The sequence below is a fragment of the Kluyvera sichuanensis genome (assembly GCF_040930405.1).
GTDB lineage: Bacteria > Pseudomonadota > Gammaproteobacteria > Enterobacterales > Enterobacteriaceae > Kluyvera > Kluyvera sichuanensis.
The window spans coordinates 1,517,139-1,543,011 of sequence record NZ_CP162271.1; the positions used below are offsets into that span (position 1 = coordinate 1,517,139).

Genomic DNA, 25,873 nt, shown 5'->3' on the forward strand with positions numbered 1-25,873 from the left:
CAGCCCCAAAGTCATTAGTCTAGCGCCTTTGCGGGTAGGGTTCAGCCTTCGTGGCCGCTTATAAGAATTGCCTGAAGGTCATAAAATCGTCACCTTCATTGCCGTGCTGGCGAGCAGTGCCTTTAACTCCGGTATGCAGGATCCGCAGTTGGTGCCGCATTTCAGCCGTTCGCCCAGCTCGCCCGACGTACGGCAGCCCTGTTTTTCAATCGCTTCGAGGATGGTTTTTTCGCCAACGCTGAAACAGCTGCAAACAATTTTCCCCACCGCTGGGCGCGCCAGATCCTGGCCACTCAGCAGCGCATGACGCGCCGCCAGCGTCTGTGGCGCCTCATTAAACGCCCGGCACACTAATGCATCGTCCACTTCCGGTAGCGCATCACCGCTCCAGAAGCCGAGCATCAAACGTCCGTCCAGCCATGCCAGTAGATGCCAGATCTCACCAGCATTGGCGAGTTGCACCTGCCAGCCCTGCTGCTGACACCAGGCCAGCATCTCGTGTTGCACCAGACGATCGCCGCAGAGGGTGACATGGTGCAGTCCCGGTGCGGCTTTACGCCACCAGTGCAGATGCCCCGGCAGCGGCACTTCGCTGCGGGAGTAGAGTTCCCCCTGCCATAACGGCTGCCACGGCGCGATGCGCACGGCGGTCTGCTTACTTTCCGGCTGCCCGGAGTGCGGGTCGACCACCGAGGCCACCAGCCCGTTCACTTTCCCCTGACGGGCAAAGCAGTCGTTCCAGTGCATCGGCGTAAACAGCGAGCCACGGCGCTGACTCTCCGTCACCACTACCTTCGCCACCATCACGCCATGTGGCGAACTGATGCGCGCTAAACCGCCGGGCAACAGCGCAAAGTGCGCGGCATCCGGCGGCGAGACTTCCACTATCGGCTGCGCGATATGCTGCATCAGGCGCGGCACTCTACCGGTGCGAGTCATGGTGTGCCACTGGTCGCGGATCCGCCCGCTATTGAGGATCAGCGGATAGAGCGGCTGCGGCTGCGCCTGCATACCACGCGGCGTGACCGGCACCATCCGCAGCCGCCCGTCGCTACGCCAGCCACGATGCAGATCCAACGTGACGCTGCGACGGCTGGCCGGCCAGCGCACCGGCGCAAGTTCATCCCATGCCTCACGGCTTAATTCGGCAAGCCCGCTGATATCAAACGCCCGCTGGCCGCTATTTTCAAAGCCGGAGAGCGCGGCGTGTTCACTAAAAACCTCATGCGGGTGCTGCCAGGCAAACGCCGCGCCGAAGCCCAGACGCTCGGCGACACGAGCGATGATCCACCAGTCGGCCCGCGCCTCACCGGGGGCGGGCAGAAACGCCCGCTGGCGCGAAATACGCCGCTCAGAGTTGGTCACGGTGCCATTTTTCTCCCCCCAGCCCAGCGCCGGAAAGCGAATATGCGCGTACTGCGAGGTTTCCGTCTGTGCAGCAATTTCAGAGACAATCACCAGCGGGCAGCGCTTCAGCGCCTGGCTTACCGCGTGGCTGTCCGGCAGTGACACCGCCGGATTGGTGCCCATGATCCACACCGCTTTCACCTCACCGCGCCCGATAGCCGCGAAGAGATCCACCGCCATCAGCCCCGGCGTTTGCGCCAACCGCTCGGTGCCCCAGAAACGCGCCACCCTCGCGAGGTCGGCGGGTTCGAAGTTCATATGCGCCGCCAGCATCGTCGCCAGTCCGCCGACTTCGCGGCCTCCCATCGCATTCGGCTGCCCGGTCAGCGAAAAGGGGCCGCAGCCTTCACGGCCAAATTTGCCGCTGGCAAGGTGAACGTTAATGATGGCGTTGCATTTATCGCTGCCGCTGGAGGATTGGTTAATGCCCATGGTGTAGAGCGTGATGGCCCTCGGGGCGGCAATAAAGTCCTGATAAAACGCAGCGACCTCCGCGGGCGGCAGCCCGCAAAATGCCGCCACACGTTCAACGCCCCAGGATTGCGCCGCCTCCCGCGCGGCGGGCGCATCGGCAAAATCATCCACGCTACCGCCGCGTTTAACGATGGCGTTCAGCAGCCCAACAAACAGCCCGGCATCCGTGCCGGGGGCAATCGCCAGATGGCGGTCGGCAATATCGCAGGTGGCTGTACGACGCGGGTCGATGACCACCACCTTCATCTGCGGGTTTTGCTGCTTCGCCTGCACCAGTCGCTGATAGAGCACCGGGTGCGCCCAGGCCGCGTTGGAGCCGACCAGCACTACCAGGTCGCTGCGCTCTACGTCCTCATAGCTGCACGGCACCACATCGGCGCCCCACGCGCGTTTATAGCCGGTGACCGCCGACGACATGCACAGCCGCGAGTTGGTATCGATATTCGCCGCGCCGATAAAGCCTTTCATCAGTTTATTGGCGGCGTAATAGTCCTCGGTCAATAGCTGGCCGGAGGCATAAAACGCCACCGCCTGCGGGCCGTGCTCGGCGATAATCGCCTGTAGACGTTCACCGGCCGCATCCAGCGCCTGCTCCCAACTGACATCATGGCCGTCTACCGACGGATGCAGCAAGCGCCCCTCCAGACCGGTGGTTTCGCCGAGCGCAGAGCCCTTCACGCACAGGCGACCAAAGTTTGCCGGGTGGGCGTCATCGCCCCGCACGCTGACCGCGCCGTCAATCACCGTGGCCAGCACCCCGCAGCCAACGCCGCAGTAAGGACATGTTGTTCGGGTTTCAGTCATGAAGCCTCCGCGCGCATCACCAGTTCCTGGCTACTAACCCACACTTTGCCGTCTTCCACTTTCACCGGCCAGGCGCGCACCACCGGCTCGCCGCTGTCAGGATGGCGGCCATCGCGCAGACGAATACGCTGTTTGTAAAGCGGCGAAATGACGATAGGTTCGCCGCTGGCGTCACCCAACAAGCCGCGCGACAGGACGTTAGCCTGGCTGCCGGGCTCCTGGTTATCCAGCGCATAGACGTGGCCGTTGAGGCGGAATAGCGCAATCTGCATCTCACCTAACCGCGCGCCAATCCCGGCCTGTGCGGGGATCTCTTCCAGCGTACAGACCGCCTGCCACGGACGACGGCTACCCGCCAGCACCGGTGTCACGGTGGCCGGTGCCAACTGCGGTTGCCCGCGTACGGTTTCACGCTGTACCGCTTCATCCGGCATATCGCTGTTAACAAACGAGCGGAACAGCGTCAGCCGCTGCGGATCGTTCAGGGTGGTTTGCCATTCGCACTGGTAACTGTCGATAACGCGCGCCATCTCCTGCTCCAACTCTTCGCCAATGCCCAGCGAATCGTCGAGGATCACGCTGCGCAGGTATTCCAGCCCACCTTCCAGATTATCCATCCAGGTGCTGGTGCGCTGTAGACGGTCGGCGGTACGGATATAGAACATCAAAAAACGGTCGATGGTGCGCAGCAGCGTCGCATCGTCGAGGTCGCTGGCGAACAGATCCGCATGACGTGGTTTCATCCCGCCGTTACCGCACAGATAGAGGTTCCAGCCCTTGTCGGTAGCAATCACCCCCACGTCTTTGCCCTGCGCTTCCGCGCACTCTCGGGTACAGCCGGAGACCGCCATTTTAATCTTGTGCGGCGCGCGCAGCCCTTTGTAGCGATGCTCAAGGGTTACCGCCAGCCCGGTGGAATCCTGCACCCCGTAACGGCACCAGGTTGACCCCACGCAGGACTTCACCGTGCGCAGCGATTTGCCGTAGGCATGTCCGGTCTCAAAACCGGCCTCCACCAGCGCTTGCCAGATAGCGGGAAGCTGCTCCAGCCGCGCGCCAAACAGGTCGATGCGCTGGCCGCCGGTAATTTTGCTGTAGAGTGCATAGCGTTTGGCTATCTGCCCGATGGCAATCAGCCCGTCCGGCGTGACTTCACCGGCCGGCATGCGTGGCACCACGGAATAGGTGCCGTCTTTCTGGATGTTGGCAAAGTAGCGGTCGTTGGTGTCCTGCAGGGGCAAATGCGCGGGCTTCAGCAGATATTCATTCCAGCAGGAGGCCAGCACGGACCCCACCAGCGGTTTGCAGATTTCGCAGCCGTCGCCGTGACCGTAACGGGCAATCAACTGTTCAAAGGTGTGAATCCGGTTCACGCGCACCAGGTGATAGATCTCCTGGCGCGAGTACGGGAAGTGTTCGCAGATGTCTTTTTTCACCTCCACGCCCTGCTGCGCCAGCTGATACTCCATCACCTGTTTGACCAACGCGCTACAGCCGCCGCAGCCAGTGGCTGCTTTGGTGCAGCTTTTTATTGCCCCCATCTCGGTAGCACCGTTGCTCACCGCATGGCAGATATCGCCTTTGCTGACGTTGTGACAGGAGCAGATTTGCGCGCTGTCCGGCAGTGCCGCCACGCCGAGCGCTTTTGGCGCACTGCCTTCCAGCGCAGGCAGGATCAGCGATTCCGGGTGCGGCGGCAGCGCGATATCGTTAAGCATCATTTGCAGCAGCGTGGCGTAGTCGCTGGCATCCCCCACCAGCACGCCGCCGAGCAGCGTTTTGCCGTCGGCGCTAACCACAATCTTCTTATAGATTTGCTCCGGCCCGTGAACCCATTGATAGCTCTGACTTCCGGCGGTGCGCCCGTGCGCGTCGCCAAAAGAGGCCACATCGACCCCGAGGAGCTTGAGCTTGGTGCTCATATCCGCCCCGGTAAACTCGCTCGTTTCACCCGCCAGCGCCCCAGCGGCCACTCGCGCCATCTGATAGCCAGGGGCCACCAGACCATAGATTTTGTTATCCCACAGCGCGCATTCACCAATGGCAAAGATATCGCTATCGGAAGTGCGGCACTGGTTATCAATGGCGATACCGCCGCGCTCACCCAGGCGGATGCCGCTGCTCCGCGCCAGTGCGTCCTGCGGGCGAATACCCGCCGAGAACACCACCATATCGGTAGTCAGACATTCACCGTCGGCAAACTGCAGCGTGAGCCCTTCTTCCGTCTGGCGAATTTCCGTGGTGGCTTTACTGGTGTGTACGCTTACGCCAAGCTCGGTAATTTTCTCCCGCAGCATGGCGGCTCCGCCGTTATCCAGTTGCACTGCCATCAGATTCGGCGCGAACTCCACCACGTGGGTCTCCAGGCCCAGCTGACGCAGCGCGTTTGCCGCCTCTAGTCCCAGCAGGCCGCCGCCAATCACCACGCCACGCCTCGCCGTTTTGGCACAGGCGGCAATCGCATCGAGATCGTCCAGCGTACGGTAGACAAAGCAGCCAGGCAGCGTGTTGCCGGGGATGGGCGGCACGAACGGGTATGAGCCAGTGGCGAGCACCAGCTTATCCCAGTGCAGTTCATGCCCCTCGGCGTCGCGAATAATCCGGGCTTCGCGGTCAATTTCCGCTACCGACTGCGACAAGCGCAGCTCAATGCCGTTATCAGCAAAGAAATCACCCGCCACCATTGAGAGCGACTGCGCGCTGCGGCCGGCAAAATATTCCGACAGATGCACCCGGTCGTAGGCGGCATAGCGCTCTTCGCCCAGTACCACAATCTGATACTGTTCGTGCAACTGGTGGCTGACACACTGCTCAAGAAAATGGTGGCCGACCATCCCGTGCCCGACGACTGCTAATGTTGGTTTTGTCATGGTTTGCGTTCCTGCAGCCGACGGCTGCGTGGTAAAGGGGTCGAAAATCCAGCTCGCCTGTGCGGGCTGGACGGTATGCAATAAATCGGTAAAGGCGGCGGCGCTAGTGCAGTCGCCAAGCAGCAGCACGCCGGCCAACTGGCCGTTAGCCACCAGCAGCCGCCGATAGTGCCCGGTCTGCGGGTCATAGGAGGACCACTGGCTATCCCCGTCGAGGGGCTGAACTCGCCCGGCGCTGAACAGGTCGATGCCGGTCACCTTCAGGCGGGTGCCGCGATCCTGCCAGTGGAAATCGGCCCGTGGGTTGCCGCAAAGCCTTGCTGCCAGCACGTCCGCCTGTTGCATGCAGGGCGCGACGAGGCCGAAGGTTTGTCCGTCAATCTCGCAGCACTCCCCGATGGCGCTGACGCCGGGGATACCCGTTTCCAGCTGGCGGTTAACCACAATGCCGCGCTGGCAGGGAATACCGGCCCGCTGCGCCAGCGCGATATTGGGACGTACGCCGGTAGCCATCACCACGCGGGTTGCCGGAATGACGCGCCCGGTGTTTAACACCACCGCGTTCGGCGTAATCTGCGCGATACTGGCGCTCAGCTCGCAGTCGATGCCGCGTTCGGCTAATCGCTGGGTCAATAGCTCGCCCGCCATCTCGTCTAACTGCTGCTCCATCAATCGTTCGCTGCGATGAACCAAAGTGACATTGTCACCCCTTAAACGCAGCGCGGCGGCGGCTTCTACCCCCAGCACCCCACCACCAATCACTGCCGCATCGCCCGGCGTCGCGAGAATGGCTTCCACGTCTGCCAGGGTGCGAAAGGCAAAAACGTGTGGCAGGTCGATGCCCGGCAGCGGCGGCAGGAAGGCTTGCGAACCGCAGGTGAACACTAATTCATCCCACTCCAGTTCACGCTGGGTGGTGGTTACCCGGCGCGCCTGTACGTCAACCGCCTGCACCGTTTCACCGAGGCACAGCATGATGTGATGGTCGTGGTACCACTGCGCCGGCTGCAGCAGCGTCTGGTTAAAATCCTTTTCTCCACCCAGCACCGGAGAGAGCTGAATGCGGCTGTAGGCCGGATGCGGCTCGTCGCCGATAAGGGTTATCGCAAACGCTCCCGGCGCGCTCGTCACCAGCATTTCAGCTAGCCGGGTCGCCGCCATCCCGTTGCCGATCATCACCAGTCGCCGCATAGGAGCCCCTTACGCCGCTTTCGGCTGTTTTTCGTAAAGGAAATGGAGGATCTGCTGACGCAGGTGGTGATAGCGGCTGTCATCCGCCAGCTGCACGCGGTTACGCGGGCGCGGCAAATTCACCTCCAGTACTTCACCCACCGTGGCCGCCGGGCCGTTGGTCATCATCATCACTCGGTCAGAGAGCAGTACTGCTTCGTCTACGTCGTGGGTAATCAGCACGATGGTGGTGTTCAGCGACTGTTGAATTTGCATCACCGAGTCCTGCAGATGGGCGCGGGTGAGCGCATCCAGTGCGCCAAACGGTTCGTCCATCAGCAGCACCTTTGGTTTCATCGCCAGCGCCCGCGCGATACCTACGCGCTGCTTCATACCACCGGAGATTTCACCCGGACGCTTATGCATGGCGTGCCCCATCTGGACGCGGTCAAGGTTGTGCGCAATCCACTCCCGACGCTCCGCTTTGTTCATGGTCTGGCGAAACACCTGGTCGACCGCCAGCGCCACGTTGTCAAAACAGGTCAGCCACGGCAGCAGCGAGTGGTTCTGGAACACCACCGCCCGCTCCGGCCCCGGACCGGCAATTTCACGGTTATCACACAGCAGCCCGCCTTCGGTCGGCAGCGTAATGCCGGCAATCAGGTTAAGCAGCGTCGATTTGCCGCAGCCCGAGTGCCCAATCAGACTGACGGTCTCCCCTTCGTGAATATCAAAAGAGACGTTCTGCAAGGCCAGAAATTCGCCGCTGGCGGTATGAAAACGCTGGCTCACGGCCTGGACCTGAATTAATGGTTTCATGATGTGCTCCTATTTCTCTTGCCAGCTAAAACGACGCGCAATCAGCATCAGCCCCTGCTCCAGCAGCAGCCCCACCACGCCGATAATGACGATGGCGATAAGGATGTTTTCGACGTTGAGGTTGTTCCACTCATTCCAGATCCAAAAACCAATGCCCAGCCCGCCGGTCAGCATCTCTGCGGCGACGATCACCAGCCAGGCAATACCAATCGATAACCGCACCCCGGTGAGCACCGACGGCAGCACCGCCGGGAAGAGGATTTTGCACATCACCGTCCATTCCGAGAGGTTCAGCACCCGCGCCACGTTGAGATAGTCCTGCGGTATGCGGCGCACCCCTTCAGCGGTGTTAATCACCATCGGCCAGATCGAGCAGATGAAAATTGTCCAGCTGGAAGCGGGTTCCGCTTTCTGGAATAGCAGCAGACCAATTGGCAGCCAGGCCAGCGGGCTGACCGGACGCAGCAGCGCGATCAGCGGGGTGAACATGCGCGAAGCAAAGGTAAAGCGGCCAATCAGGAACCCGAGCGGAATACCCACCAGCGCCGCGAGGCCAAAGCCCACCGCCACACGCTGTAAAGAGGCCAGCACGTTCCAGCCCACGCCGACATCGTTAGGGCCGTTGTTGTAGAACGGGTCAGAAAAGAGGGTTATCGCCGAGTCGAGGGTGCTGAGCGGCGTGGGAAAGCCTTTGCTGTTGACGGCGGCCAACTGCCAGACCAGCACCAGCAGGCCCAGCCCCAGCGCCGCGGGAATTGTGCGCTCTGCAAGTTCACGAAGATGGCGGCGCAGCGCAGGCGGTCTACGGCGAACCTGTACTGGCGGCATGGCGATCACTTCGCCAGCAGGTGCTGGCGCGTCGATGGGTTTAGTTTTGGTATTCATCTCATGCCCCTATACGTTGAATGGCGAAACTGCGGGCGTATCCAGCCGGGTCAGCCCCGGTCCAGACGGAGCCGTCGATTAACTTACTGCTGCGCAGGGTTTGCGTGGGGACGGCAATACCGCCAACCGCCTGCGCCGCCTCTTTCCAGACATCAATACGGTTAATACGCTGGGCGACGGCCAGGTAATCCGGGTCACTTTTCAGCAGGCCCCAGCGGCGGAACTGGGTTAAGAACCACATGCCGTCCGAGAGCCACGGGTAGCTCACCTCGCCCTGCTCGAAGAAGCGCATCGGGTGCGCATCCTGCCAGCGGCGGCCGATACCGTTGTCGTACTCCCCCAGCATTCGCCCGGTGAGGTACTGTTCTTTGGTGTTGAGCCAGCCGCGATGCGAGAGGATTTGCGCGGTTTCGCGTTTGTTATCGTCAGAGGCGTCAATCCAGCGGGCGGCATCCATCAGCGCGGCCACCAGCGCCCGTGCGGTATTCGGGTTTTGCTCCACCCAGTCACGACGCGCGCCAAGCACTTTTTCCGGATGCTCCGGCCAGATGTCCTGGCTGGTCGCGGCGGTAAAACCGATGCGATCGTTAATGGCGCGGGCGTTCCACGGCTCGCCGACGCAGAAGCCCACCATGTTGCCGATGCGCATGTTCATCACCATCTGCGGTGGCGGCACGACCACCGTGCGCACATCGTCAAATGGGTTGATCCCACCGCTCGCCAGCCAGTAATAAAGCCACATGGCGTGGGTGCCGGTCGGGAAGGTGTGGGCGAAGGTATAGGTACCCGGCGCGCTTTGCCCGACCAGGGTTTTCAGCGTGCTCAGGTTGGTGACGCCCTTTTCCTGCAGATCGCTCGACAGCGTGATCCCCTGACCGTTGCGGTTGAGGGTCATCAGGTTCGCCATCGGCTGCGGTTTCGCCGCCACGCCCAGTTCCAGCCCATATAACAGGCCGTAAAGCACATGCGCCGCGTCCAGTTCGCCGTTGACCAACTTATCGCGCACCGCCGCCCAGCTGGCTTCTTTGCTCGGTACCAGCGTAATGCCGTACTTTTTGTCGAAGCCCTTCAGTGAGGCAATCGCCAGCGGCGCACAGTCGGTCAGCGGAATAAAGCCCACCTTAACCGTCTGCAGTTCCGGCTTATCGGAACCTGCCGCCCACACCGCCTGACTCATACCGGGCAGCAGCATTGCGCCGCCCAGTGCTGCGCCCGCCTGCAACAGACGTCGCCGTGATAGTGAAACCGTCTCGCCCATACTCGCTCCCGAATGCAAAAAAAAAAGCGCCCGGCAATGCTTACGCATTGCAGGACGCCTTTATCCTCGTGGTGTGCAGGCCGCCATTGGCCCACCACCGACTATTTACTTTCTGACTACTCTAATGCAATTCAGATGCCAGCTTTTACAGCGCGAAATCCGGGGAAAATGTGCGCTCGATCGCTGTTTTTGCACCGGCGAAAGGCATTCATGCCCGTTCATTGTGCAACGGCGATGCCGGTTCGTTCTGCCACAGCGCCTTCACCGCCAGCAGCGCGCGGGCAATTTCCACCATGCGCTGGTTCTTATCCATCGCCATTTTGCGCAGGCAGTGCCAGGCCTGTTCCTCGTTCATCTGTCGATGGGTCATCAGCACGCTTTTGGCTTTATCAATCAACCGACGCTCCTCCAGCGTATCCTTGAGCGAGGCTAGCTGGCTGGAGAGCTGCTCCAGCTCCCGTGCCTGCTGGCGCACCAGCGGCAGAAGCTGGCGGTCGAGATGCAGCATCAGATTATCGCTGGCCGGATCGTCACCCGCCGGATCCAGCGCCTGCCGCTCTTCATCATCGAGCAGCAGGTCATCCACCGCCGCCATCAGCTCGCCAATCAATGCTTCTTCCAGACCGCGCATCTGTTCCAGACGCTGGGTTTGCAGCTGGAACCAACGCAGCGCACTGGCGCCGTCGTCCGCCGGGGGCTGGCGAGTACAGGCAATACGCCGCAGTTGTTCAATGGCGATACTCGCCTGACATTCGGTATAAAACAGCATCTTGAGCGGGCTGGTCGCCAGTGATAAAAAGCTGTCAAAACAGGGCTGCTGACCGTCGATACGATCCACCAGGCGTTGGCGCAGTTCGCTGCTAAAGCAGCCCAGGGCAAAACCCTGCGCCCCCAGCGCCCGCTCCTGGCCCACCAGCTCTTTGCCCTGCATAAAGCTATACAGCGCCACCAGCCGCCCGGCGAGCGTCGGGTCATCGATACTGTCGTTAAGCTGCGGGATGATATTCAGCAGATGGCGGATAGTGCGGTTGAACTGGCTGGTTGCCGTTTCCGCCGAGACCTGCAGACCGGCAACGCTTTCTCTCAGCGACGGTAGCTGTTCCAGCGACCAGACGGCGCGGGCAATGCGCTGGCATAACCCGCTGGCAGAAGGTAAGTATTGCGGCTGGAGATGGGCCAGCAGTTGGCGAATCTGTTCATCTACCAGCGCAGCGCTGGCGCGACGTTCGGCGGCGTATAATCGCCCCTGCGAACATAACCAGATGTTGGATGCCCCGCGTTCACACTGTAACATGTGCACCACGTGGCTTAGCTGGCTGACCAGTTGCCCTTGCTGCGCCAGCTGCCGGAGCTGTGCTTTCTGCACCTGACGCGCGTAACGAAACCACTCGATAGCGCCGGGTGTCTCATCTTCACGGTTTATCATGCGCTCTCCCGTTAGAGGATTTTCTTACCATCCTAACGTCTAGCAATAACCGTGCCTTAAAGGAGTTCTGATGCAACGTATCGTCATTATCGCCAACGGTGCTGCCTACGGCAGCGAATCCCTGTTCAATAGCCTGCGTTTAGCCATCGCCCTGCGCGAGCAGCAGGACGATCTGCAGCTACAGCTTTTTCTGATGTCAGATGCCGTGACGGCGGGCCTGCGCGGGCAGAAACCGGCCGAGGGCTACAACATTCAGCAGATGCTGGAAATTCTGACCGCGCAGGGCGTGCCGGTGAAGCTGTGTAAGACCTGCACCGACGGGCGCGGCATCACTAGCCTGCCGCTGATTGACGGCGTCGAGATTGGCACGCTGGTCGAACTGGCCCAGTGGACGCTGGCGGCCGACAAAGTGCTGACCTTCTGATTTGGCATCGCCAACGCCCCCATCAGCGTAGCCCGCTAAAACCATGACCATTTAAAGGATATTATTTCACCTCTGCGACATTCCTCACATTTTTGTCACGATGGCTGAATGGATTCAGGGATATTGTCATTTTTGTTGAAGTGTTACGGCATTTTTTGATCAAAATCAGCATCGGTGAGGTCAGGGTTTGGTGTTATGCGATGAGTGATTTGTGAACAACATCACAGGCAGGATTAACGCGTAGGGAGTGCGTAGACTCATTTGCAGCGGGGTATTTTGGCGATGGTAAAAGCAAGTTTGACGTTATTTGGCGGGGATACGGTGGTGGTGCGTTGTTCAGAACGTTGCCATATTCATTTAATGAGCACGCAGAAGAGTACCAGCAGCAGCGGTTCCGATATTTTAAGCGTGCAGAACGAAGAGAAAGCGTATCTGACCGTGCCTTACAGTGGGACCTGGAACGTGCTGATCGACAGCCACAGCCAGTCTCTTGAACACTCCATCAGCTACGTTGCCGCCTGATGATTCACCCCGGAAGCACGCACTTCCGGGGGTTTTTATTGACTTACTTCCCGCCCACCAGATGCCGCACGTTGCTAATCAGCTCGTTCAGGCCGTCGTCCGGCATTCCCAGCTTCTGTAACTCCTGCTCCAGCGAGAAGAGATACTGTGCATTGGTTCCCAATGGCCCACTGGCCCGGGCAATCAGCGGTGCAATCAACTGCACGCTGGTATCAGACTCATACAGCGGATGGCGCGGGTCCATAATAAACACCAGCGCGTTGACCGTCCGACCATCATCGAGCGCCAGCTTGCACCAGGTTGGCAGGTAGCAGCCGGTGATCATCTCGCGCTTCCACAGCAGCGACAGCTCGTTTTCAATTTCATCATCTGGCAAGCGGTAGGCCACACCGGTGGTGCGCCCGCCCTCTTTCAGCGCTAGCATACGCCCTGGCTGGCAGGCGCTGCCGCGTCCCGCCGTCAGGCGCAAACAGAAAGCACGATGCCAGCCCACCAGCGTACCGGTTACCGACTCGCTAAAATTGAGCGCCGGGTTCCACATCAGGGAGCCGTAGCCGAAAATCCATACCGGCCCATTATCTGGCCGACAGGCCAGCGTCGCCGCCAGCGACGCTGCACGCTGTTCAGCAGACCAAAGCAGAGATTCCTCAATGGCGCCAAACGCCGTTGTACAATCCGCCTTCATTAAGAAATCACGCGTTAACACTTTAAACCTCCACCGCCACTTCTCTTCCCTGCTTCACATGCGTTCTTACGGGAACGGATGGCGACCTCCGGAGCTGTCTTTGATGAAATATTATCCAGCTTTATGGTTCAGGATGCAATTTGTCTCCCATTGCGCTCCGCTGTTCAAGCCGGTTTTACCGATAAGTAAAATAGGAAAACCAGCGCATTAATACGCTGTTATTTAAAAAATATTTAGTCAGTATTTTATATTATAGCCATCTATTAGAAAAAATGGCGTTATGGGTAAACTTTAGTAAAAGATCGCAATCCTGGTGGAAAAATTTGTTAATTTACGCAGCTGATTTTTTCTATAATTATAAATACCTGCAGATATGGAGACAAACATGACCCACGTACAAGAGGCGGTGAAAACTCGCCATAAGGAGACGTCGCTCATTTTCCCGCTGGTGGCGCTGGCAATTCTGGCCTTCTGGGGAAGCAGCCAGTCATTGCCAGTGGTTATCGCTATCAACGCCCTGGCGCTGGTAGGTATTCTGAGCAGCGCCTTTAGCGTTGTTCGCCACGCGGACGTTCTCGCACACCGTTTAGGCGAGCCCTACGGCTCGCTGATTTTAAGCCTTTCGGTGGTTATTCTTGAGGTGAGCTTAATCTCAGCGCTGATGGCAACGGGCGATGCCGCGCCGACGCTGATGCGCGATACGCTCTACTCCATCATTATGATTGTGACCGGCGGTTTAGTCGGCTTCTCGTTATTGCTCGGCGGGCGCAAGTTTGCCACGCAATATATGAACCTGTTTGGTATTAAGCAGTATTTAATTGCTCTGTTCCCACTGGCTATTATTGTGCTGGTATTCCCGACCTCGCTGCCGGGCGCCAACTTTACTATTGGCCAGTCGCTGCTGGTGGCCCTCATTTCTGCCGCCATGTACGGCGTATTTTTGCTTATTCAAACCAAAACGCACCAGAGTCTGTTTGTCTACGAGCATGAAGATGACAGCGACGACGACGACCCGCACCACGGTAAACCGTCGGCACACAGCAGCCTGTGGCATGCGGTATGGCTGATTGTGCACCTGGTGGCGGTTATCGCCGTCACCAAAATGAACGCCAACCCGCTGGAGACGCTGCTGACCAGCATGAATGCACCGGTTGCCTTTACCGGCTTCCTGGTGGCGCTGCTGATTCTCTCTCCTGAAGGACTGGGGGCATTGAAGGCGGTGCTGAACAATCAGGTACAGCGTGCGATGAACCTGTTCTTTGGCTCGGTGCTGGCGACTATCTCACTGACCGTGCCGGTGGTGACGCTGATTGCCTATATGACCGGAAATGAGCTGATGTTTGGTCTTGGCGTGCCGGAGATGATTGTGATGGTCGCCTCGCTGGTGTTGTGTCACATTTCGTTCTCAACCGGGCGTACCAACGTGCTGAACGGTGCGGCGCATCTGGCGCTGTTTGCGGCGTATCTGATGACGATTTTTGTCTGAGTGCAGTTCCCGGCGGCGCTTCGCCTGGACGGGCTACAGGCCATTTACCATCAGGCAACCGTAACAAAAAAGCCGACCCTGAGGTCGGCTTTTTTATTCATCAGCAAAACTTATTTGCTGGTATCCAGCTCGTCGAAGCCTTTCACCAGGTCATCGATAGCTTTCATTTGCTTCAGGAATGGTTCCAGCTTGTCCAGCGGCAGCGCGGACGGGCCGTCGCAGCGTGCGTTTTCCGGATCCGGATGCGCTTCAATGAACAGACCAGCGATACCTACCGCCATACCCGCGCGCGCCAGCTCGGTAACCTGAGCACGACGACCGCCGCTTGCTGCGCCAAACGGGTCGCGGCACTGCAGGGAGTGGGTCACGTCGAAGATAACCGGGGAGTTGTTGGACGCTTTTTTCATCACGCCAAAGCCCAGCATATCGACAACCAGGTTGTCGTAACCGAAGTTAGAGCCACGGTCACACAGGATAATCTTGTCGTTACCGCCTTCGATAAACTTGTCGACGATGTTACCCATCTGGCCAGGGCTCACGAACTGTGGTTTCTTGACGTTGATGACCGCGCCGGTTTTCGCCATCGCTTCCACCAGATCGGTCTGGCGAGCGAGGAACGCTGGCAGCTGGATCACGTCAACCACGTCAGCAACCGGCTGCGCCTGGCTTGCTTCGTGAACGTCAGTGATGATTTTCACGCCGAAGGTCTGCTTCAGTTCCTGGAAAATCTTCATCCCCTCTTCCAGGCCTGGACCACGGTAAGAGTGAATGGATGAACGGTTGGCTTTATCAAATGAAGCTTTAAATACGTAAGGGATGCCCAGCTTCTGAGTCACGGTCACGTAGTGTTCGCAGATACGCATCGCCAGATCGCGAGACTCCAGCACGTTCATGCCGCCGAAGAGAACAAACGGCAGGTCGTTTGCTACCTTGATATCACCAATGCTAACCACTTTTTCTTTCATAAGATCGCCTTGTTAGGGAATTTTGCGCGATTATAACCGCGTTTGCCGCTAATTAGTGAAGAGTAATTTGCTTATGCGAGATGGTATTAATCTGCGCGCGGATCATTTCGCTAATCGGGTCTTCCGGACATTGCTCAACGAAATAATTCAAATCATTCAGCGCGATATGCTCACATTCAAGCTGTGCATAGATGAGCCCGCGATCGCGAATTTCGTACGGGTCTTCCGGATTAAACTGCAGCAGCGTCTGGCTAGCGCCCAGTGCCAGTTCCATCTGCCGCTCTTCCATCAACGCCGACTTCAACGTATCAAGCAATTTGCGGATCACCTCAGCGTTATCCGCTTCATCGAGGTCTTCATTGAACAGCTCAGCCATCGGGCCGATGTTGCCTTTCAGCCACACTTCCAACGTGTGCTCATCCAGCGTGTCGCCGTTAAACGGGTTAATCAGCCACATCTCGGCATCGTCAACGTCGGCACGCAGCAACAGCTGGGTAGGGAAGATGACGGGCACGACGGGAATCTCGAGGCTATCGGCAATCCACAGCATGATTGCGCCCAGCGCCACCGCGCTGCCGCGACGGTTTTTCAGTACCTGATCCAGCCACAGCGCGTCGGACAGACGGTATTTGCCGGAGGAATCACTGAAATTCCACTCATGATAAAAGAGCTCGATCAGGCGCTCCATCTGGCGCGTCAGCGTCCAGGATGGACTAATCTCTTCGCGCGCCAGCGCCACCAGGCACTCGAGCTGCTCACGCACCACCTGCGACGGGAAATCATCACGAATGAATTCGGAAATCAGGATCATACCGTCGCAGAGCGGCGCTTTATTAAATTCAAAATCAGCCAGTGACTTCATACCCTACCCTAGCAGCGGAACTTTAGTGATGGCGAGTTTAACGATGATGCACAACACCACCAGCGCCAGCAGAAAGGCGACAAAACCGCTCTGCTGACTGCGCGGACGACGACGGCCCAGCGCGACAAACCCTAAAACAATGTAAATGATAACGCCAAACAGCTTCTCAGTCAGCCACGTCCCTTCTTCGGTAAACGGGAAATAGCGCGTCATCACCATCAGCACAACACCGCTGAGCAGCAGCACGCTGTCAACGGTATGCGGCAGTATGCGCACCCAGCGCGCATCAAACAGCGCACTTTTGTGGTGTTTCCACCAGAAACGCAGGGCGAAAAAGCTCACCGAGACGATAGCCGAGGCGATGTGTAAATAGAGTACCCACAAAAACAGGCTCATGCATGTACCTCCATGTTTCCGGGCCATTGCGCCAGCGTCAGACGGTCATTATCACCGTAATCGCGGCAGGTTTGCGCCTGACGGTATCCGGCGTTGTCGAACAGTGCGCGCACGGCGGCACCCTGTTTCCAGCCGTGCTCCAGCAGCATGAAGCCACCGGGTTCCAGCCACTCGCGCCCCTGGGTGATGATATGCGCCAGGTCAGCCAGACCATGGTCACCGGCCACCAGTGCGGTTTTCGGCTCAAAGCGCACGTCGCCCTGCGCGAGATGCTCATCCTGCTCGTCAATATACGGCGGATTGCTGACTATCATCGCAAAACGATGCTCTTCCAGCGCGCTGAACCAGTCGCTTTGCATAATGGTGATATTGGTGATACCCAGGTGCTCGGTGTTACGTTGGGCAAGTGCGACAGCGTCGGCGATATAATCCACGGCGGTGAGCTGGCAGTCCGGGCGTTCGCTCGCCAGCGCCAGCGCTACCGCGCCGGTACCGGTGCCGAGATCCAGAATATGACAAGGCGTGGACGGCAGACGTGCCAGCGCCTGTTCGACCAGACACTCAGTGTCCGGGCGCGGAATAAGCGTAGCGGGAGAGACAAACAGCGGCAGCGACCAGAATTCGCGCGTTCCCACCAGATGGGCCACCGGCTCGCCGTTCACGCGGCGTGCCAGCAGCAGCGCCAACGTCTCAGTCTGCGCCGCGTCCAGTTCGGTTTCATCAAACGCGAGGATATAGGTACGCGCTTTTCCGGTCACATGCCCCAGCAGGATTTCCGCATCACGGCGAGGGCTTTCACCACCCTGTAGCGCCATCACGGCCTGCTGCAGCCATTGTCGATAGGTCATCATTCCTGCTCGGAGAGCGCCGCCAGCTGGTCGGCCTGGTATTCCTGAACGATAGGTTCGATCAGCATATCCAGTTTGCCTTCCATGGTTTCATCCAGACGGTAGAGCGTCAGGTTGATACGGTGGTCGGTCACGCGGCCCTGCGGGAAGTTATAGGTACGGTTACGGTCGCTGCGGTCGCCGCTGCCCAGCAGGTTACGACGTTCAGAGGCTTCCGCCTGCTGACGACGGGCAATTTCCGCCGCGCGGATACGCGAACCCAGCACCGACATCGCTTTGGCTTTGTTTTTATGCTGAGAACGTTCGTCCTGACACTCCACCACGATACCGGTTGGCAAGTGGGTAATACGGATAGCGGAGTCGGTGGTGTTAACGTGCTGACCGCCCGCGCCCGAGGAGCGGAAGGTATCGATACGCAGGTCCGCCGGGTTGATATCCGGTAATTCGGCTTCCGGTACCTCTGGCAGCACGGCTACGGTACAGGCGGAGGTGTGGATACGCCCCTGGGATTCGGTGGCCGGCACGCGCTGCACGCGGTGACCGCCGGACTCAAACTTCAGACGGCCGTAAACGCCTTCGCCGCTGATTTTGGCAATCACTTCTTTAAAGCCACCATGCTCGCCTTCGTTGGCGCTCATGATCTCCACGCGCCAGCGGCGTGATTCGGCGTAGCGGCTGTACATGCGGAACAGATCGCCAGCAAACAGCGCCGCTTCGTCACCGCCGGTACCGGCGCGCACTTCGAGGAAGGCATTGCGTTCATCGTCCGGATCGCGAGGCAGCAGAAGCACCTGCAGTTGTTGCTCCAGTTCTTCTTCTTTGGCTTTGGCTTCCTGCAACTCTTCCTGCGCCATTTCGCGCATTTCCGGGTCGTCGAGCATCATCTGGGCGGTTTCAATATCGTCCTGAACCTGACGCCAGTCGGTATAGCAGCGGGCTACGTCGCCCAGCTGTGCGTATTCGCGGGACAGCGCGCGGAAACGGTCCTGATCGGCAATAGTTGCTGCGTCTCCGAGCAGCGCCTGAACTTCTTCATGGCGCTCGTAGAGAGCTTCCAGTTTAGCAACAATAGAAGGCTTCATTGGCGTAAATGCACCTTGTTATAAATAGAGTTGTGCTACTCCAGCCCGAGGCTGTTGCGCAGAATATGCAGGCGTTCATCATCCCCGTCACGGGCGGCCTGCTGAAGAGATTTTGTTGGCGCGTGGATCAGGCGGTTGGTTAATTTCCGCGCCAGATCCTGCATGATGACCTGCGGGTCGCCGCCCTGTTCAAGAGCCGCGATCGCTTTAGCGGTGAGCTCTTCACGCGCCGTTTCAGCCTGGGAACGATAATCACGGATGATTTCGCTGGCGCTTTGCGCGCGGAGCCAGGCCATAAATTCACTGGTTTCCTGCTCAACAATGGTTTCAGCCTGAACCGCGGCGGCTTTGCGCTGCGCGAGGTTATTCTGAATGATGTTTTGCAGATCATCGACGCTGTAGAGATAGGCGTTGGCGAGTTTCCCCACCTCCGGCTCAACGTCGCGCGGTACGGCGATATCCACCAGCAGCATCGGCTGGTTACGACGCGCCTTCAGCGCGCGCTCCACCATCCCTTTACCGATAATCGGCAGCGGGCTGGCGGTAGAACTGATAATGATATCGGCCTCTTTCAGCCGCTCATCCACGTCGCTCAACGCGATCACTTCGGCCCCGACCTCATCGGCCAGCACCTGTGCACGTTCGCGGGTACGGTTGGCAATCACCATTTTTTTCACATGATGCTCGCGCAGATGGCGCGCCACCAGTTCGATGGTTTCACCGGCGCCGACCAGCAGCACCGTCACCGAAGAAAGTGATTCGAAAATCTGTCGCGCCAGGGTACAGGCCGCAAACGCCACCGACACCGCGCTGGCGCCGATATCCGTTTCCGTGCGCACGCGCTTGGCAACAGAGAAGGATTTCTGGAACATGCGTTCCAGTTCGCTGACGTGCAGATGCCCGCGACTGGAGTCGGCAAACGCTTTTTTAACCTGCCCTAAGATTTGCGGTTCGCCCAGCACCAGCGAGTCCAGCCCGCTGGCAACGCGCATCAGATGACTGACGGCGTCGTTATCCTGGTGCCAATAAAGGCTCTGGCGCAGTTCTTCTTCATTCAGGCCGTGGTAATCGCACAGCCAGCGGATAATTGCTTCATGCTGATTTTCCTGCTCCTCTACGCTGAGGTAGAGCTCGGTGCGGTTACAGGTCGACAGTACCACGCCTCCTTGCACCATTGGCTGAGCCAGCAGGCTCTCCAGCGCCTGGTCGAGCGTATCTGGCGAAAACGTTACACGTTCTCGCAGCGCTACCGGGGCTGTTTTGTGATTAATGCCAAGAGCTAAAAGGGTCATTGTGCGGGAGTAGTACCAGCGTTGATAAGGTTAGTCTGAGCGCATCATACAGGATGCGCGAGATCAATAAAAGGGACGCCCCCCTTTTGGAGTAATAGGCAGGCCAGGTTAATTTTATGATTTAAGACAACTTGAGCGTAGACGCTGCCCGCAGGCAACGCTAGCATTAAGCGTTATCACTGCAACGCATTTCAAGGATTGTCATGTCTGATTTCCGCCTGATTCGCCTGCTGCCGCTGGCAGCCCTGGTCCTTACCGCTTGTACCACTACTGCGCCAACCGGTCCGGGTAAAAGCCCTACCGCCCCACAGTGGAAGCAGCACCAGCAGGACGTTCTTCACTTAAGCCAGTATCAGACCCGCGGTGCGTTTGCGTATCTGTCTGACCAGCAAAAGGTTTACGCCCGCTTCTTCTGGCAGCAAACCGGCCAGGACAACTATCGCCTGCTGCTGACCAACCCGCTTGGCAGCACCGAGCTTGAACTGATTGGCAAACCGGGTTCAGCCCAGCTGACCGATAACAAAGGCCAGCACTATACCGCCGCCGACGGTGAAGAGATGATTGGCAAGCTGACCGGGATGCCGATTCCGCTCAACAGCCTGCGTCAGTGGATCCTCGGCCTGCCGGGCGACGCCACCGACTATAAACTTGACGACCAGTATCGTCTGAGTGAACTCAACTACACCCAGAACGGCAAAACCTGGAAAGTGGTGTACGGCGGTTACGACAGCAAAACCCAGCCAGCGCTGCCGTCCAACATGGAGCTGACCGAAGGCTCCCAGCGCATCAAGCTGAAGATGGATAACTGGATCGCTAAATGATGACCCGTTGGCCCTCTCCGGCAAAGCTGAACCTGTTTTTATACATCACCGAGCAGCGCGCTGACGGCTATCACACGCTGCAGACGCTGTTTCAGTTTCTCGACTACGGCGACACGCTGACCATTGTGCCGCGCCAGGATGGGCAACTGCGACTGCTCACCCCCGTGGACGGTGTGCCAAACGAAGAGAACCTGATTATTCGCGCCGCGCGCCTGCTGATGAAAACCGCCGCCGACAGCCAGCGCCTGACGGACGGCTGCGGCGCGGACATCAGCATTGAGAAACGCCTGCCGATGGGCGGTGGACTGGGCGGCGGCTCCTCAAACGCCGCTACCGTGCTGGTTGCGCTTAACCATCTGTGGCAATGCGGGCTCTCGGAAGATGAGCTGGCGGCTATTGGCCTGACGCTGGGTGCCGATGTGCCGGTGTTCGTTCGTGGCCATGCAGCCTTTGCTGAAGGGGTTGGCGAGGTGCTAACGCCGGTTGAGGTTGCGGAAAAATGGTATCTGGTGGCCCACCCGGGCGTCAGCATTCCGACCCCGGTTATCTTCCGCGATCCGGAGCTGCCACGAAACACCCCTGTCAGGTCAATAGAAACGTTATTAAATTGTGAATTCGGCAATGATTGCGAGGTTATCGCAAGAAAACGTTTTCGCGAGGTTGATGATGTGCTTTCCTGGCTGTTAGAATACGCGCCGTCGCGCCTGACTGGAACAGGAGCCTGTGTCTTTGCTGAATTCGACACGGAACTCGCTGCCCGCCAGGTGCTTGAGCAAGCCCCGGAATGGTTGCAAGGCTTTGTGGCGAAAGGTGTAAACCTCTCTCCATTGAAGCAAGCCCTGCTCTGAATCATTCGGTTTCCGTCAGTCATGCTGACGAAAGAAGAATGGTGATGAGTGACCCTGCCGGGCAAACTGAGCTCTGGTGACAACGTCACCCTGTTCCAGACGTTGCATCGCGCTCTTTAATACACCGCCTGGATGAAATCGCGCCTGGCCCGCACAGTTTTTGGCCCGTTTCATCCACCACTGGACGCATGCCTGAGGTTCTTCTCGTGCCTGATATGAAGCTTTTTGCTGGTAACGCCACCCCGGAACTAGCACAACGTATTGCCAACCGCCTGTACACTTCTCTCGGCGACGCCGCTGTAGGTCGCTTTAGCGACGGCGAAGTCAGCGTACAAATTAACGAAAACGTACGCGGTGGTGATATTTTCATCATCCAGTCCACTTGTGCCCCAACTAACGACAACCTGATGGAATTAGTCGTTATGGTAGATGCCCTGCGCCGTGCTTCCGCAGGCCGTATCACCGCCGTTATCCCTTACTTCGGTTATGCTCGCCAGGACCGTCGCGTTCGTTCTGCTCGTGTACCAATCACCGCTAAAGTTGTCGCTGACTTCCTGTCAAGCGTTGGCGTTGACCGCGTACTGACCGTAGACCTGCACGCTGAACAGATCCAGGGCTTCTTCGATGTTCCGGTTGATAACGTATTTGGTAGCCCAATCCTGCTCGAAGATATGCTGCAGCTGAACCTGGATAACCCAATCGTGGTTTCTCCAGACATCGGTGGCGTAGTCCGCGCTCGTGCTATTGCTAAACTGCTGAACGATACCGACATGGCTATCATCGACAAACGTCGCCCGCGTGCGAACGTTTCCCAGGTTATGCACATCATCGGTGACGTTGCCGGTCGTGACTGCGTACTGGTTGATGACATGATCGATACCGGTGGCACGCTGTGCAAAGCAGCTGAAGCGCTGAAAGAACGTGGTGCGAAACGCGTATTTGCTTACGCAACTCACCCGATCTTCTCCGGCAATGCGGTGAACAATCTGCGTAACTCCGTCATCGACGAAGTAGTCGTCTGCGATACCATCCCATTAAGTGATGAGATCAAAGCGCTGCCAAACGTTCGTACCCTGACTCTGTCCGGGATGCTGGCCGAAGCGATTCGTCGTATCAGCAACGAAGAATCCATCTCCGCCATGTTCGAACACTAATCGGATTTGGTTAAAAAACCCGCTGCGGCGGGTTTTTTTGTCTGTGTAGTTAATTTGTATGATTTATGCCAACTTCAACTATCATTCATATGGTAGATGATGCGCTCATGGATGAAAGACGACTGTGAATAAATTACTCTCCCCTCACGTTATGCCTTTCCGCGCGCTGATTGACGCCTGCTGGAAAGAGAAATACACCTCCGCGCGGTTTATGCGCGATCTGATTGCCGGTATCACGGTTGGGATCATCGCGATTCCGCTGGCGATGGCGCTGGCGATCGGCAGCGGCGTGGCACCGCAGTACGGCCTGTACACCTCCGCCGTCGCGGGGATTGTTATTGCCCTGACCGGTGGCTCGCGCTTTAGCGTTTCCGGGCCGACGGCAGCCTTCGTCGTTATTCTCTACCCTGTCTCTCAACAGTTCGGCCTTGCGGGCCTGCTGGTTGCAACCCTGATATCCGGGATATTCCTGATCCTCTTTGGCCTGGCCCGCTTTGGCCGCCTGATCGAATATATTCCGCTGTCGGTGACGCTCGGCTTCACCTCAGGGATTGGTATTACCATCGGGACCATGCAGATTAAAGATTTCCTCGGTCTGCAGATGACGCACGTTCCGGAACACTATTTACAGAAGGTGGGCGCGCTGGTGATGGCGCTGCCGACCATTAACGTTGGCGATGCGGCCATTGGCATCGTCACCCTCGGTACGCTGATCCTCTGGCCTCGCCTTGGCCTGCGCCTGCCGGGCCACCTGCCCGCGCTGATTGCTGGCTGCGTGGTGATGCTGATTGTGAACCTGCTCGGTGGCCACGTCGCCACCATCGGTTCCCAGTTCCACTACATCCTGGCTGACGGCTCTCAGGGTAACGGTATCCCGCAACTGCTGCCGCAGTTTGTGCTGCCGTGGGATATGCCGGGCTCAACCTTTACCTTAAGCTGGGCCTCCATTCACGCTCTGCTGCCAGCGGCGTTTTCCATGGCAATGCTGGGGGCGATTGAATCCCTGCTGTGTGCGGTGGTGCTTGACGGTATGACCGGCACCAAGCACAAAGCGAACAGCGAGCTGGTCGGTCAAGGCCTCGGTAATATTATTGCGCCGTTCTTTGGCGGCATTACCGCCACTGCGGCGATTGCGCGCTCGGCGGCGAACGTTCGCGCGGGCGCCACCTCACCGATTTCGGCGGTGATCCACGCGGTTCTGGTCATTCTGGCGCTGCTGATTCTGGCCCCGGTGCTCTCGTGGCTGCCGCTGTCGGCGATGGCCGCCCTGCTGCTGATGGTGGCGTGGAACATGAGCGAAGCGCACAAGGTGGTGTACCTGCTGCGCAAAGCGCCGAAAGACGACATCATCGTGATGCTGATCTGTATGTCGCTGACCGTGCTGTTTGATATGGTTATCGCCATCAGCGTTGGGATCGTGCTGGCTTCGCTGCTGTTTATGCGCCGTATTGCGCGCATGACGCGTCTTTCCGCCGTGAACGTCACCGTTCCGGACGATGTGCTGGTGCTACGCGTGATTGGCCCGCTGTTCTTTGCCGCCGCCGAAGGGTTGTTTAGCGATCTTGAGACGCGTATTGAAGGCAAACGTATCGTGGTGCTGAAGTGGGATGCCGTACCGGTGCTGGACGCCGGTGGCCTGGATGCCTTCCAGCGCTTCGTGAAAAAGCTGCCTGAAGGCTGCGAGCTGCGCGTCTCTAACCTGGAATTCCAGCCGCTGCGCACCATGGCCCGCGCTGGCATTCAGCCGATTCCAGGCCGTCTGGCATTCTTCCCGAATAAAGATGCTGCATTAGCAGACATCATCTAACCGTCTCCCGGCGGCGCTTCGCTTGGCCGGGCTACAAATGATAGGCAAAAAAAATGGCTCCCGTGGGGAGCCATTTTTATAGCATGCTTAATGCTTACGCTTTCAGCAGTTGCTCTGCGGTGTCTTTCACGCTTGCCAGCAGAACTTTAACGTCTTCCAGGCAAACCGTTGGGTTCAGCAGCGTCAGCTTCAGGCAGGTTACGCCATCAGCTTCGGTCACGCCCACGTTAGCACTGCCGGAAGCCAGCAGAACGTCACCAATACGTTGGTTCAGCAGGGCCACAAACGCGCTGTCGTTGTTTTCCGGACGGAAACGGAACAGCACGCTTGCCAGCTGCGGCTCCATGACCAGCTCCAGATGCGGCTGGGTTTTCACAAACTCAGCAACATCGCGCGCCAGCGTAACGCCGTTATCAATGATTTCGGCATACTGCTTTTTGCCCAGCGCTTCAAGGCCCATCCACAGCTTCAGCGCATCGAAACGACGCGTGGTCTGCAGAGACTTGGACACCAGGTTAGGCACGCCGTGCTCTTCGTCGAAATCAGAGTTCAGGTACGCCGCCTGATAACGCATCAGTTCATAATGACGCGCATCTTTCAGCAGGAACGCCCCGCAGCTGATGGTCTGGAAGAACTGCTTGTGGAAGTCCAGAGTGACGGAGTCAGCCTGCTCAAGTCCATTGAGGAAATGACGATACTTCTCAGACAGCAGTAACGCTCCGCCCCATGCCGCATCGACGTGAACCCAGATCTGCTCTGCGGCGGCCAGCGCGGTAATTTCCGTTAACGGGTCAATCGCGCCCGCATCGGTGGTACCTGCCGTCGCAACAATCGCCATCACCTGTTCGCCGTTGGCTTTCGCCTGCGCCAGCTTCTCTTTCAGGTCATTGATGTCCATACGAGAGAAAGCATCGGTTTTCACCAGCGTGACGGACTGATAGCCATGGCCCATCAGCGCCATGTTTTTCTGCACGGAGAAGTGCGCGTTCTCAGAACAGAACACTTTCATCTTGCGCAGGTCGCCGGTAATACCGTCTTGCTGTACAGAGTGCCCCTGACGCGCATAGAACGCATCACGCGCCAGCATCAGGCCCATCAGATTGCTCTGGGTGCCGCCGCTGGTGAACACACCGGCATCGCCTGCCGGGAAACCAACCTGCTCACGCAGCCATTCGATCAGTTTGATCTCAATAATGGTCGCGGATGGGCTCTGATCCCAGGAGTCCATGCTCTGGTTGGTGGCGTTAATCAGCACTTCCGCCGCCTGGCTAATGACCAGACTTGGGCAGTGCAGGTGCGCCACGCACTGTGCATGGTGAACGGACAGACTGTCTTTCAGAAAGTATTCAACCGCACGCTCAATGGCGGCCTGGTTGCCCAGGCCTTGAGACGTAAAGTTCAGGTTGATACGTTCACGCAGCTGTTCAACGGTTTTGCCCTGATACATCTCAGGCTGTTTTAACCATTCAACGACCGCTTTTGTACTCTGCTCGATAGCGTCCTGATAGGCAGCAATACTCTGCGCCGAGCCGGACAGAATCGGGTTTACGTCAGACATTCGATCCTAC

General features: G+C 58.3%; 21 protein-coding genes. 7 read left to right on the forward strand and 14 right to left on the reverse strand.

The window, feature by feature from the left end:
- Positions 1-78 precede the first annotated feature (78 nt).
- The 6 genes from AB2B48_RS07615 to nasR form a co-directional block, all read right to left on the reverse strand.
- On the reverse strand, positions 79-2,685 hold the full coding sequence (locus tag AB2B48_RS07615; protein ID WP_368301428.1) for a molybdopterin-dependent oxidoreductase: 2,607 nt from the start codon (positions 2,683-2,685) through the stop codon (positions 79-81).
- The gene (gene nirB, locus AB2B48_RS07620; protein WP_368301429.1) at positions 2,682-6,746 is read right to left on the reverse strand and encodes a nitrite reductase large subunit NirB; all 4,065 of its coding nucleotides are present in this window, start codon (positions 6,744-6,746) and stop codon (positions 2,682-2,684) included. The genes AB2B48_RS07615 and nirB overlap by 4 nt, the downstream gene beginning before the upstream one ends.
- Positions 6,747-6,755: 9 nt before the next feature.
- The gene (locus tag AB2B48_RS07625) at positions 6,756-7,544 is read right to left on the reverse strand and encodes an ABC transporter ATP-binding protein (protein ID WP_185669716.1); all 789 of its coding nucleotides are present in this window, start codon (positions 7,542-7,544) and stop codon (positions 6,756-6,758) included.
- A 9-nt stretch (positions 7,545-7,553) separates the two neighbouring features.
- Positions 7,554-8,429 (reverse strand): nitrate ABC transporter permease, encoded by an 876-nt coding sequence (ntrB, locus tag AB2B48_RS07630; RefSeq protein WP_368301430.1) that lies wholly within the window; start codon positions 8,427-8,429, stop codon positions 7,554-7,556.
- A gap of 1 nt (position 8,430) precedes the next feature.
- Positions 8,431-9,687 (reverse strand): CmpA/NrtA family ABC transporter substrate-binding protein, encoded by a 1,257-nt coding sequence (locus tag AB2B48_RS07635; protein ID WP_368301431.1) that lies wholly within the window; start codon positions 9,685-9,687, stop codon positions 8,431-8,433.
- A gap of 208 nt (positions 9,688-9,895) precedes the next feature.
- Positions 9,896-11,113: a nitrate regulatory protein NasR gene (nasR, locus tag AB2B48_RS07640; RefSeq protein ID WP_368301432.1), complete on the reverse strand. Its 1,218-nt coding sequence runs from the start codon at positions 11,111-11,113 to the stop codon at positions 9,896-9,898.
- Positions 11,114-11,183: 70 nt separating this feature from the next.
- Between nasR and AB2B48_RS07645 the strand changes: the two genes are divergently transcribed.
- Positions 11,184-11,537: a DsrE/DsrF/TusD sulfur relay family protein gene (locus AB2B48_RS07645; RefSeq protein ID WP_185669712.1), complete on the forward strand. Its 354-nt coding sequence runs from the start codon at positions 11,184-11,186 to the stop codon at positions 11,535-11,537.
- A gap of 276 nt (positions 11,538-11,813) precedes the next feature.
- Positions 11,814-12,059: a DUF1883 domain-containing protein gene (locus AB2B48_RS07650; protein ID WP_185669711.1), complete on the forward strand. Its 246-nt coding sequence runs from the start codon at positions 11,814-11,816 to the stop codon at positions 12,057-12,059.
- 43 nt (positions 12,060-12,102) lie between these two features.
- On the opposite strand, the gene AB2B48_RS07655 is transcribed toward AB2B48_RS07650, so the two are convergent.
- Entirely contained in the window at positions 12,103-12,765 is a 663-nt protein-coding gene (locus AB2B48_RS07655) for a gamma-glutamylcyclotransferase (RefSeq protein WP_185669710.1), read from the reverse strand.
- Between the two features lie 364 nt (positions 12,766-13,129).
- On the opposite strand from AB2B48_RS07655, the gene chaA reads away from it, so the two are divergent.
- Positions 13,130-14,230, forward strand: coding sequence for a sodium-potassium/proton antiporter ChaA (gene chaA / locus AB2B48_RS07660; RefSeq protein ID WP_185669709.1), 1,101 nt, complete (start codon positions 13,130-13,132; stop codon positions 14,228-14,230).
- A 110-nt stretch (positions 14,231-14,340) separates the two neighbouring features.
- On the opposite strand, the gene kdsA is transcribed toward chaA, so the two are convergent.
- From kdsA to hemA, 6 genes are read right to left on the reverse strand one after another with little or no spacing between them, the layout of a single operon-like run.
- Positions 14,341-15,195: a 3-deoxy-8-phosphooctulonate synthase gene (gene kdsA, locus AB2B48_RS07665; RefSeq protein ID WP_333494845.1), complete on the reverse strand. Its 855-nt coding sequence runs from the start codon at positions 15,193-15,195 to the stop codon at positions 14,341-14,343.
- A gap of 52 nt (positions 15,196-15,247) precedes the next feature.
- On the reverse strand, positions 15,248-16,057 hold the full coding sequence (gene sirB1, locus AB2B48_RS07670; RefSeq protein ID WP_185669708.1) for an invasion regulator SirB1: 810 nt from the start codon (positions 16,055-16,057) through the stop codon (positions 15,248-15,250).
- Positions 16,058-16,060: 3 nt separating this feature from the next.
- Entirely contained in the window at positions 16,061-16,453 is a 393-nt protein-coding gene (gene sirB2, locus AB2B48_RS07675) for an invasion regulator SirB2 (RefSeq protein WP_368301433.1), read from the reverse strand.
- Positions 16,450-17,301: a peptide chain release factor N(5)-glutamine methyltransferase gene (prmC, locus tag AB2B48_RS07680; protein ID WP_368301936.1), complete on the reverse strand. Its 852-nt coding sequence runs from the start codon at positions 17,299-17,301 to the stop codon at positions 16,450-16,452. Before prmC ends, sirB2 begins: the two co-directional genes overlap by 4 nt.
- Positions 17,301-18,383, reverse strand: a complete 1,083-nt coding sequence (prfA, locus tag AB2B48_RS07685) for a peptide chain release factor 1 (protein ID WP_185669706.1) — start codon at positions 18,381-18,383, stop codon at positions 17,301-17,303. The genes prmC and prfA overlap by 1 nt, the downstream gene beginning before the upstream one ends.
- A gap of 35 nt (positions 18,384-18,418) precedes the next feature.
- On the reverse strand, positions 18,419-19,675 hold the full coding sequence (gene hemA, locus AB2B48_RS07690) for a glutamyl-tRNA reductase (RefSeq protein WP_185669705.1): 1,257 nt from the start codon (positions 19,673-19,675) through the stop codon (positions 18,419-18,421).
- A 197-nt stretch (positions 19,676-19,872) separates the two neighbouring features.
- Here hemA and lolB point away from each other — a divergent pair, with 197 nt between their 5' ends.
- The 4 genes from lolB (at position 19,873) to dauA (ending at position 24,305) form a co-directional block, all read left to right on the forward strand.
- On the forward strand, positions 19,873-20,496 hold the full coding sequence (gene lolB, locus AB2B48_RS07695; RefSeq protein ID WP_368301937.1) for a lipoprotein insertase outer membrane protein LolB: 624 nt from the start codon (positions 19,873-19,875) through the stop codon (positions 20,494-20,496).
- A complete protein-coding gene (ispE, locus tag AB2B48_RS07700) occupies positions 20,496-21,344 on the forward strand; it encodes a 4-(cytidine 5'-diphospho)-2-C-methyl-D-erythritol kinase (RefSeq protein ID WP_368301938.1) in 849 nt (282 codons plus the stop codon). Before lolB ends, ispE begins: the two co-directional genes overlap by 1 nt.
- A gap of 206 nt (positions 21,345-21,550) precedes the next feature.
- Complete coding sequence (prs, locus tag AB2B48_RS07705; RefSeq protein ID WP_003856663.1) at positions 21,551-22,498, forward strand: ribose-phosphate diphosphokinase; 948 nt, start codon at positions 21,551-21,553, stop codon at positions 22,496-22,498.
- A gap of 151 nt (positions 22,499-22,649) precedes the next feature.
- Positions 22,650-24,305, forward strand: coding sequence for a C4-dicarboxylic acid transporter DauA (dauA, locus tag AB2B48_RS07710; protein WP_368301939.1), 1,656 nt, complete (start codon positions 22,650-22,652; stop codon positions 24,303-24,305).
- A gap of 94 nt (positions 24,306-24,399) precedes the next feature.
- Here dauA and AB2B48_RS07715 read toward each other — a convergent pair whose 3' ends face one another.
- Positions 24,400-25,863 (reverse strand): pyridoxal phosphate-dependent decarboxylase family protein, encoded by a 1,464-nt coding sequence (locus AB2B48_RS07715; RefSeq protein ID WP_185669704.1) that lies wholly within the window; start codon positions 25,861-25,863, stop codon positions 24,400-24,402.
- Positions 25,864-25,873 lie beyond the last annotated feature (10 nt).

What these genes read in the sequence shown, in the direction of transcription:
- AB2B48_RS07615 (WP_368301428.1), bottom strand. Translation starts at nt 2,685, where the DNA reads ATGACTGAAACCCGAACAACATGTCCTTACTGCGGCGTTGGCTGCGGG.
- nirB (WP_368301429.1), bottom strand. Translation starts at nt 6,746, where the DNA reads ATGCGGCGACTGGTGATGATCGGCAACGGGATGGCGGCGACCCGGCTA.
- AB2B48_RS07625 (WP_185669716.1), bottom strand. Translation starts at nt 7,544, where the DNA reads ATGAAACCATTAATTCAGGTCCAGGCCGTGAGCCAGCGTTTTCATACC.
- ntrB (WP_368301430.1), bottom strand. Translation starts at nt 8,429, where the DNA reads ATGAATACCAAAACTAAACCCATCGACGCGCCAGCACCTGCTGGCGAA.
- AB2B48_RS07635 (WP_368301431.1), bottom strand. Translation starts at nt 9,687, where the DNA reads ATGGGCGAGACGGTTTCACTATCACGGCGACGTCTGTTGCAGGCGGGC.
- nasR (WP_368301432.1), bottom strand. Translation starts at nt 11,113, where the DNA reads ATGATAAACCGTGAAGATGAGACACCCGGCGCTATCGAGTGGTTTCGT.
- AB2B48_RS07645 (WP_185669712.1), top strand. Translation starts at nt 11,184, where the DNA reads ATGCAACGTATCGTCATTATCGCCAACGGTGCTGCCTACGGCAGCGAA.
- chaA (WP_185669709.1), top strand. Translation starts at nt 13,130, where the DNA reads ATGACCCACGTACAAGAGGCGGTGAAAACTCGCCATAAGGAGACGTCG.
- kdsA (WP_333494845.1), bottom strand. Translation starts at nt 15,195, where the DNA reads ATGAAAGAAAAAGTGGTTAGCATTGGTGATATCAAGGTAGCAAACGAC.
- sirB1 (WP_185669708.1), bottom strand. Translation starts at nt 16,057, where the DNA reads ATGAAGTCACTGGCTGATTTTGAATTTAATAAAGCGCCGCTCTGCGAC.
- sirB2 (WP_368301433.1), bottom strand. Translation starts at nt 16,453, where the DNA reads ATGAGCCTGTTTTTGTGGGTACTCTATTTACACATCGCCTCGGCTATC.
- prmC (WP_368301936.1), bottom strand. Translation starts at nt 17,301, where the DNA reads ATGACCTATCGACAATGGCTGCAGCAGGCCGTGATGGCGCTACAGGGT.
- prfA (WP_185669706.1), bottom strand. Translation starts at nt 18,383, where the DNA reads ATGAAGCCTTCTATTGTTGCTAAACTGGAAGCTCTCTACGAGCGCCAT.
- hemA (WP_185669705.1), bottom strand. Translation starts at nt 19,675, where the DNA reads ATGACCCTTTTAGCTCTTGGCATTAATCACAAAACAGCCCCGGTAGCG.
- ispE (WP_368301938.1), top strand. Translation starts at nt 20,496, where the DNA reads ATGACCCGTTGGCCCTCTCCGGCAAAGCTGAACCTGTTTTTATACATC.
- dauA (WP_368301939.1), top strand. Translation starts at nt 22,650, where the DNA reads ATGCCTTTCCGCGCGCTGATTGACGCCTGCTGGAAAGAGAAATACACC.
- AB2B48_RS07715 (WP_185669704.1), bottom strand. Translation starts at nt 25,863, where the DNA reads ATGTCTGACGTAAACCCGATTCTGTCCGGCTCGGCGCAGAGTATTGCT.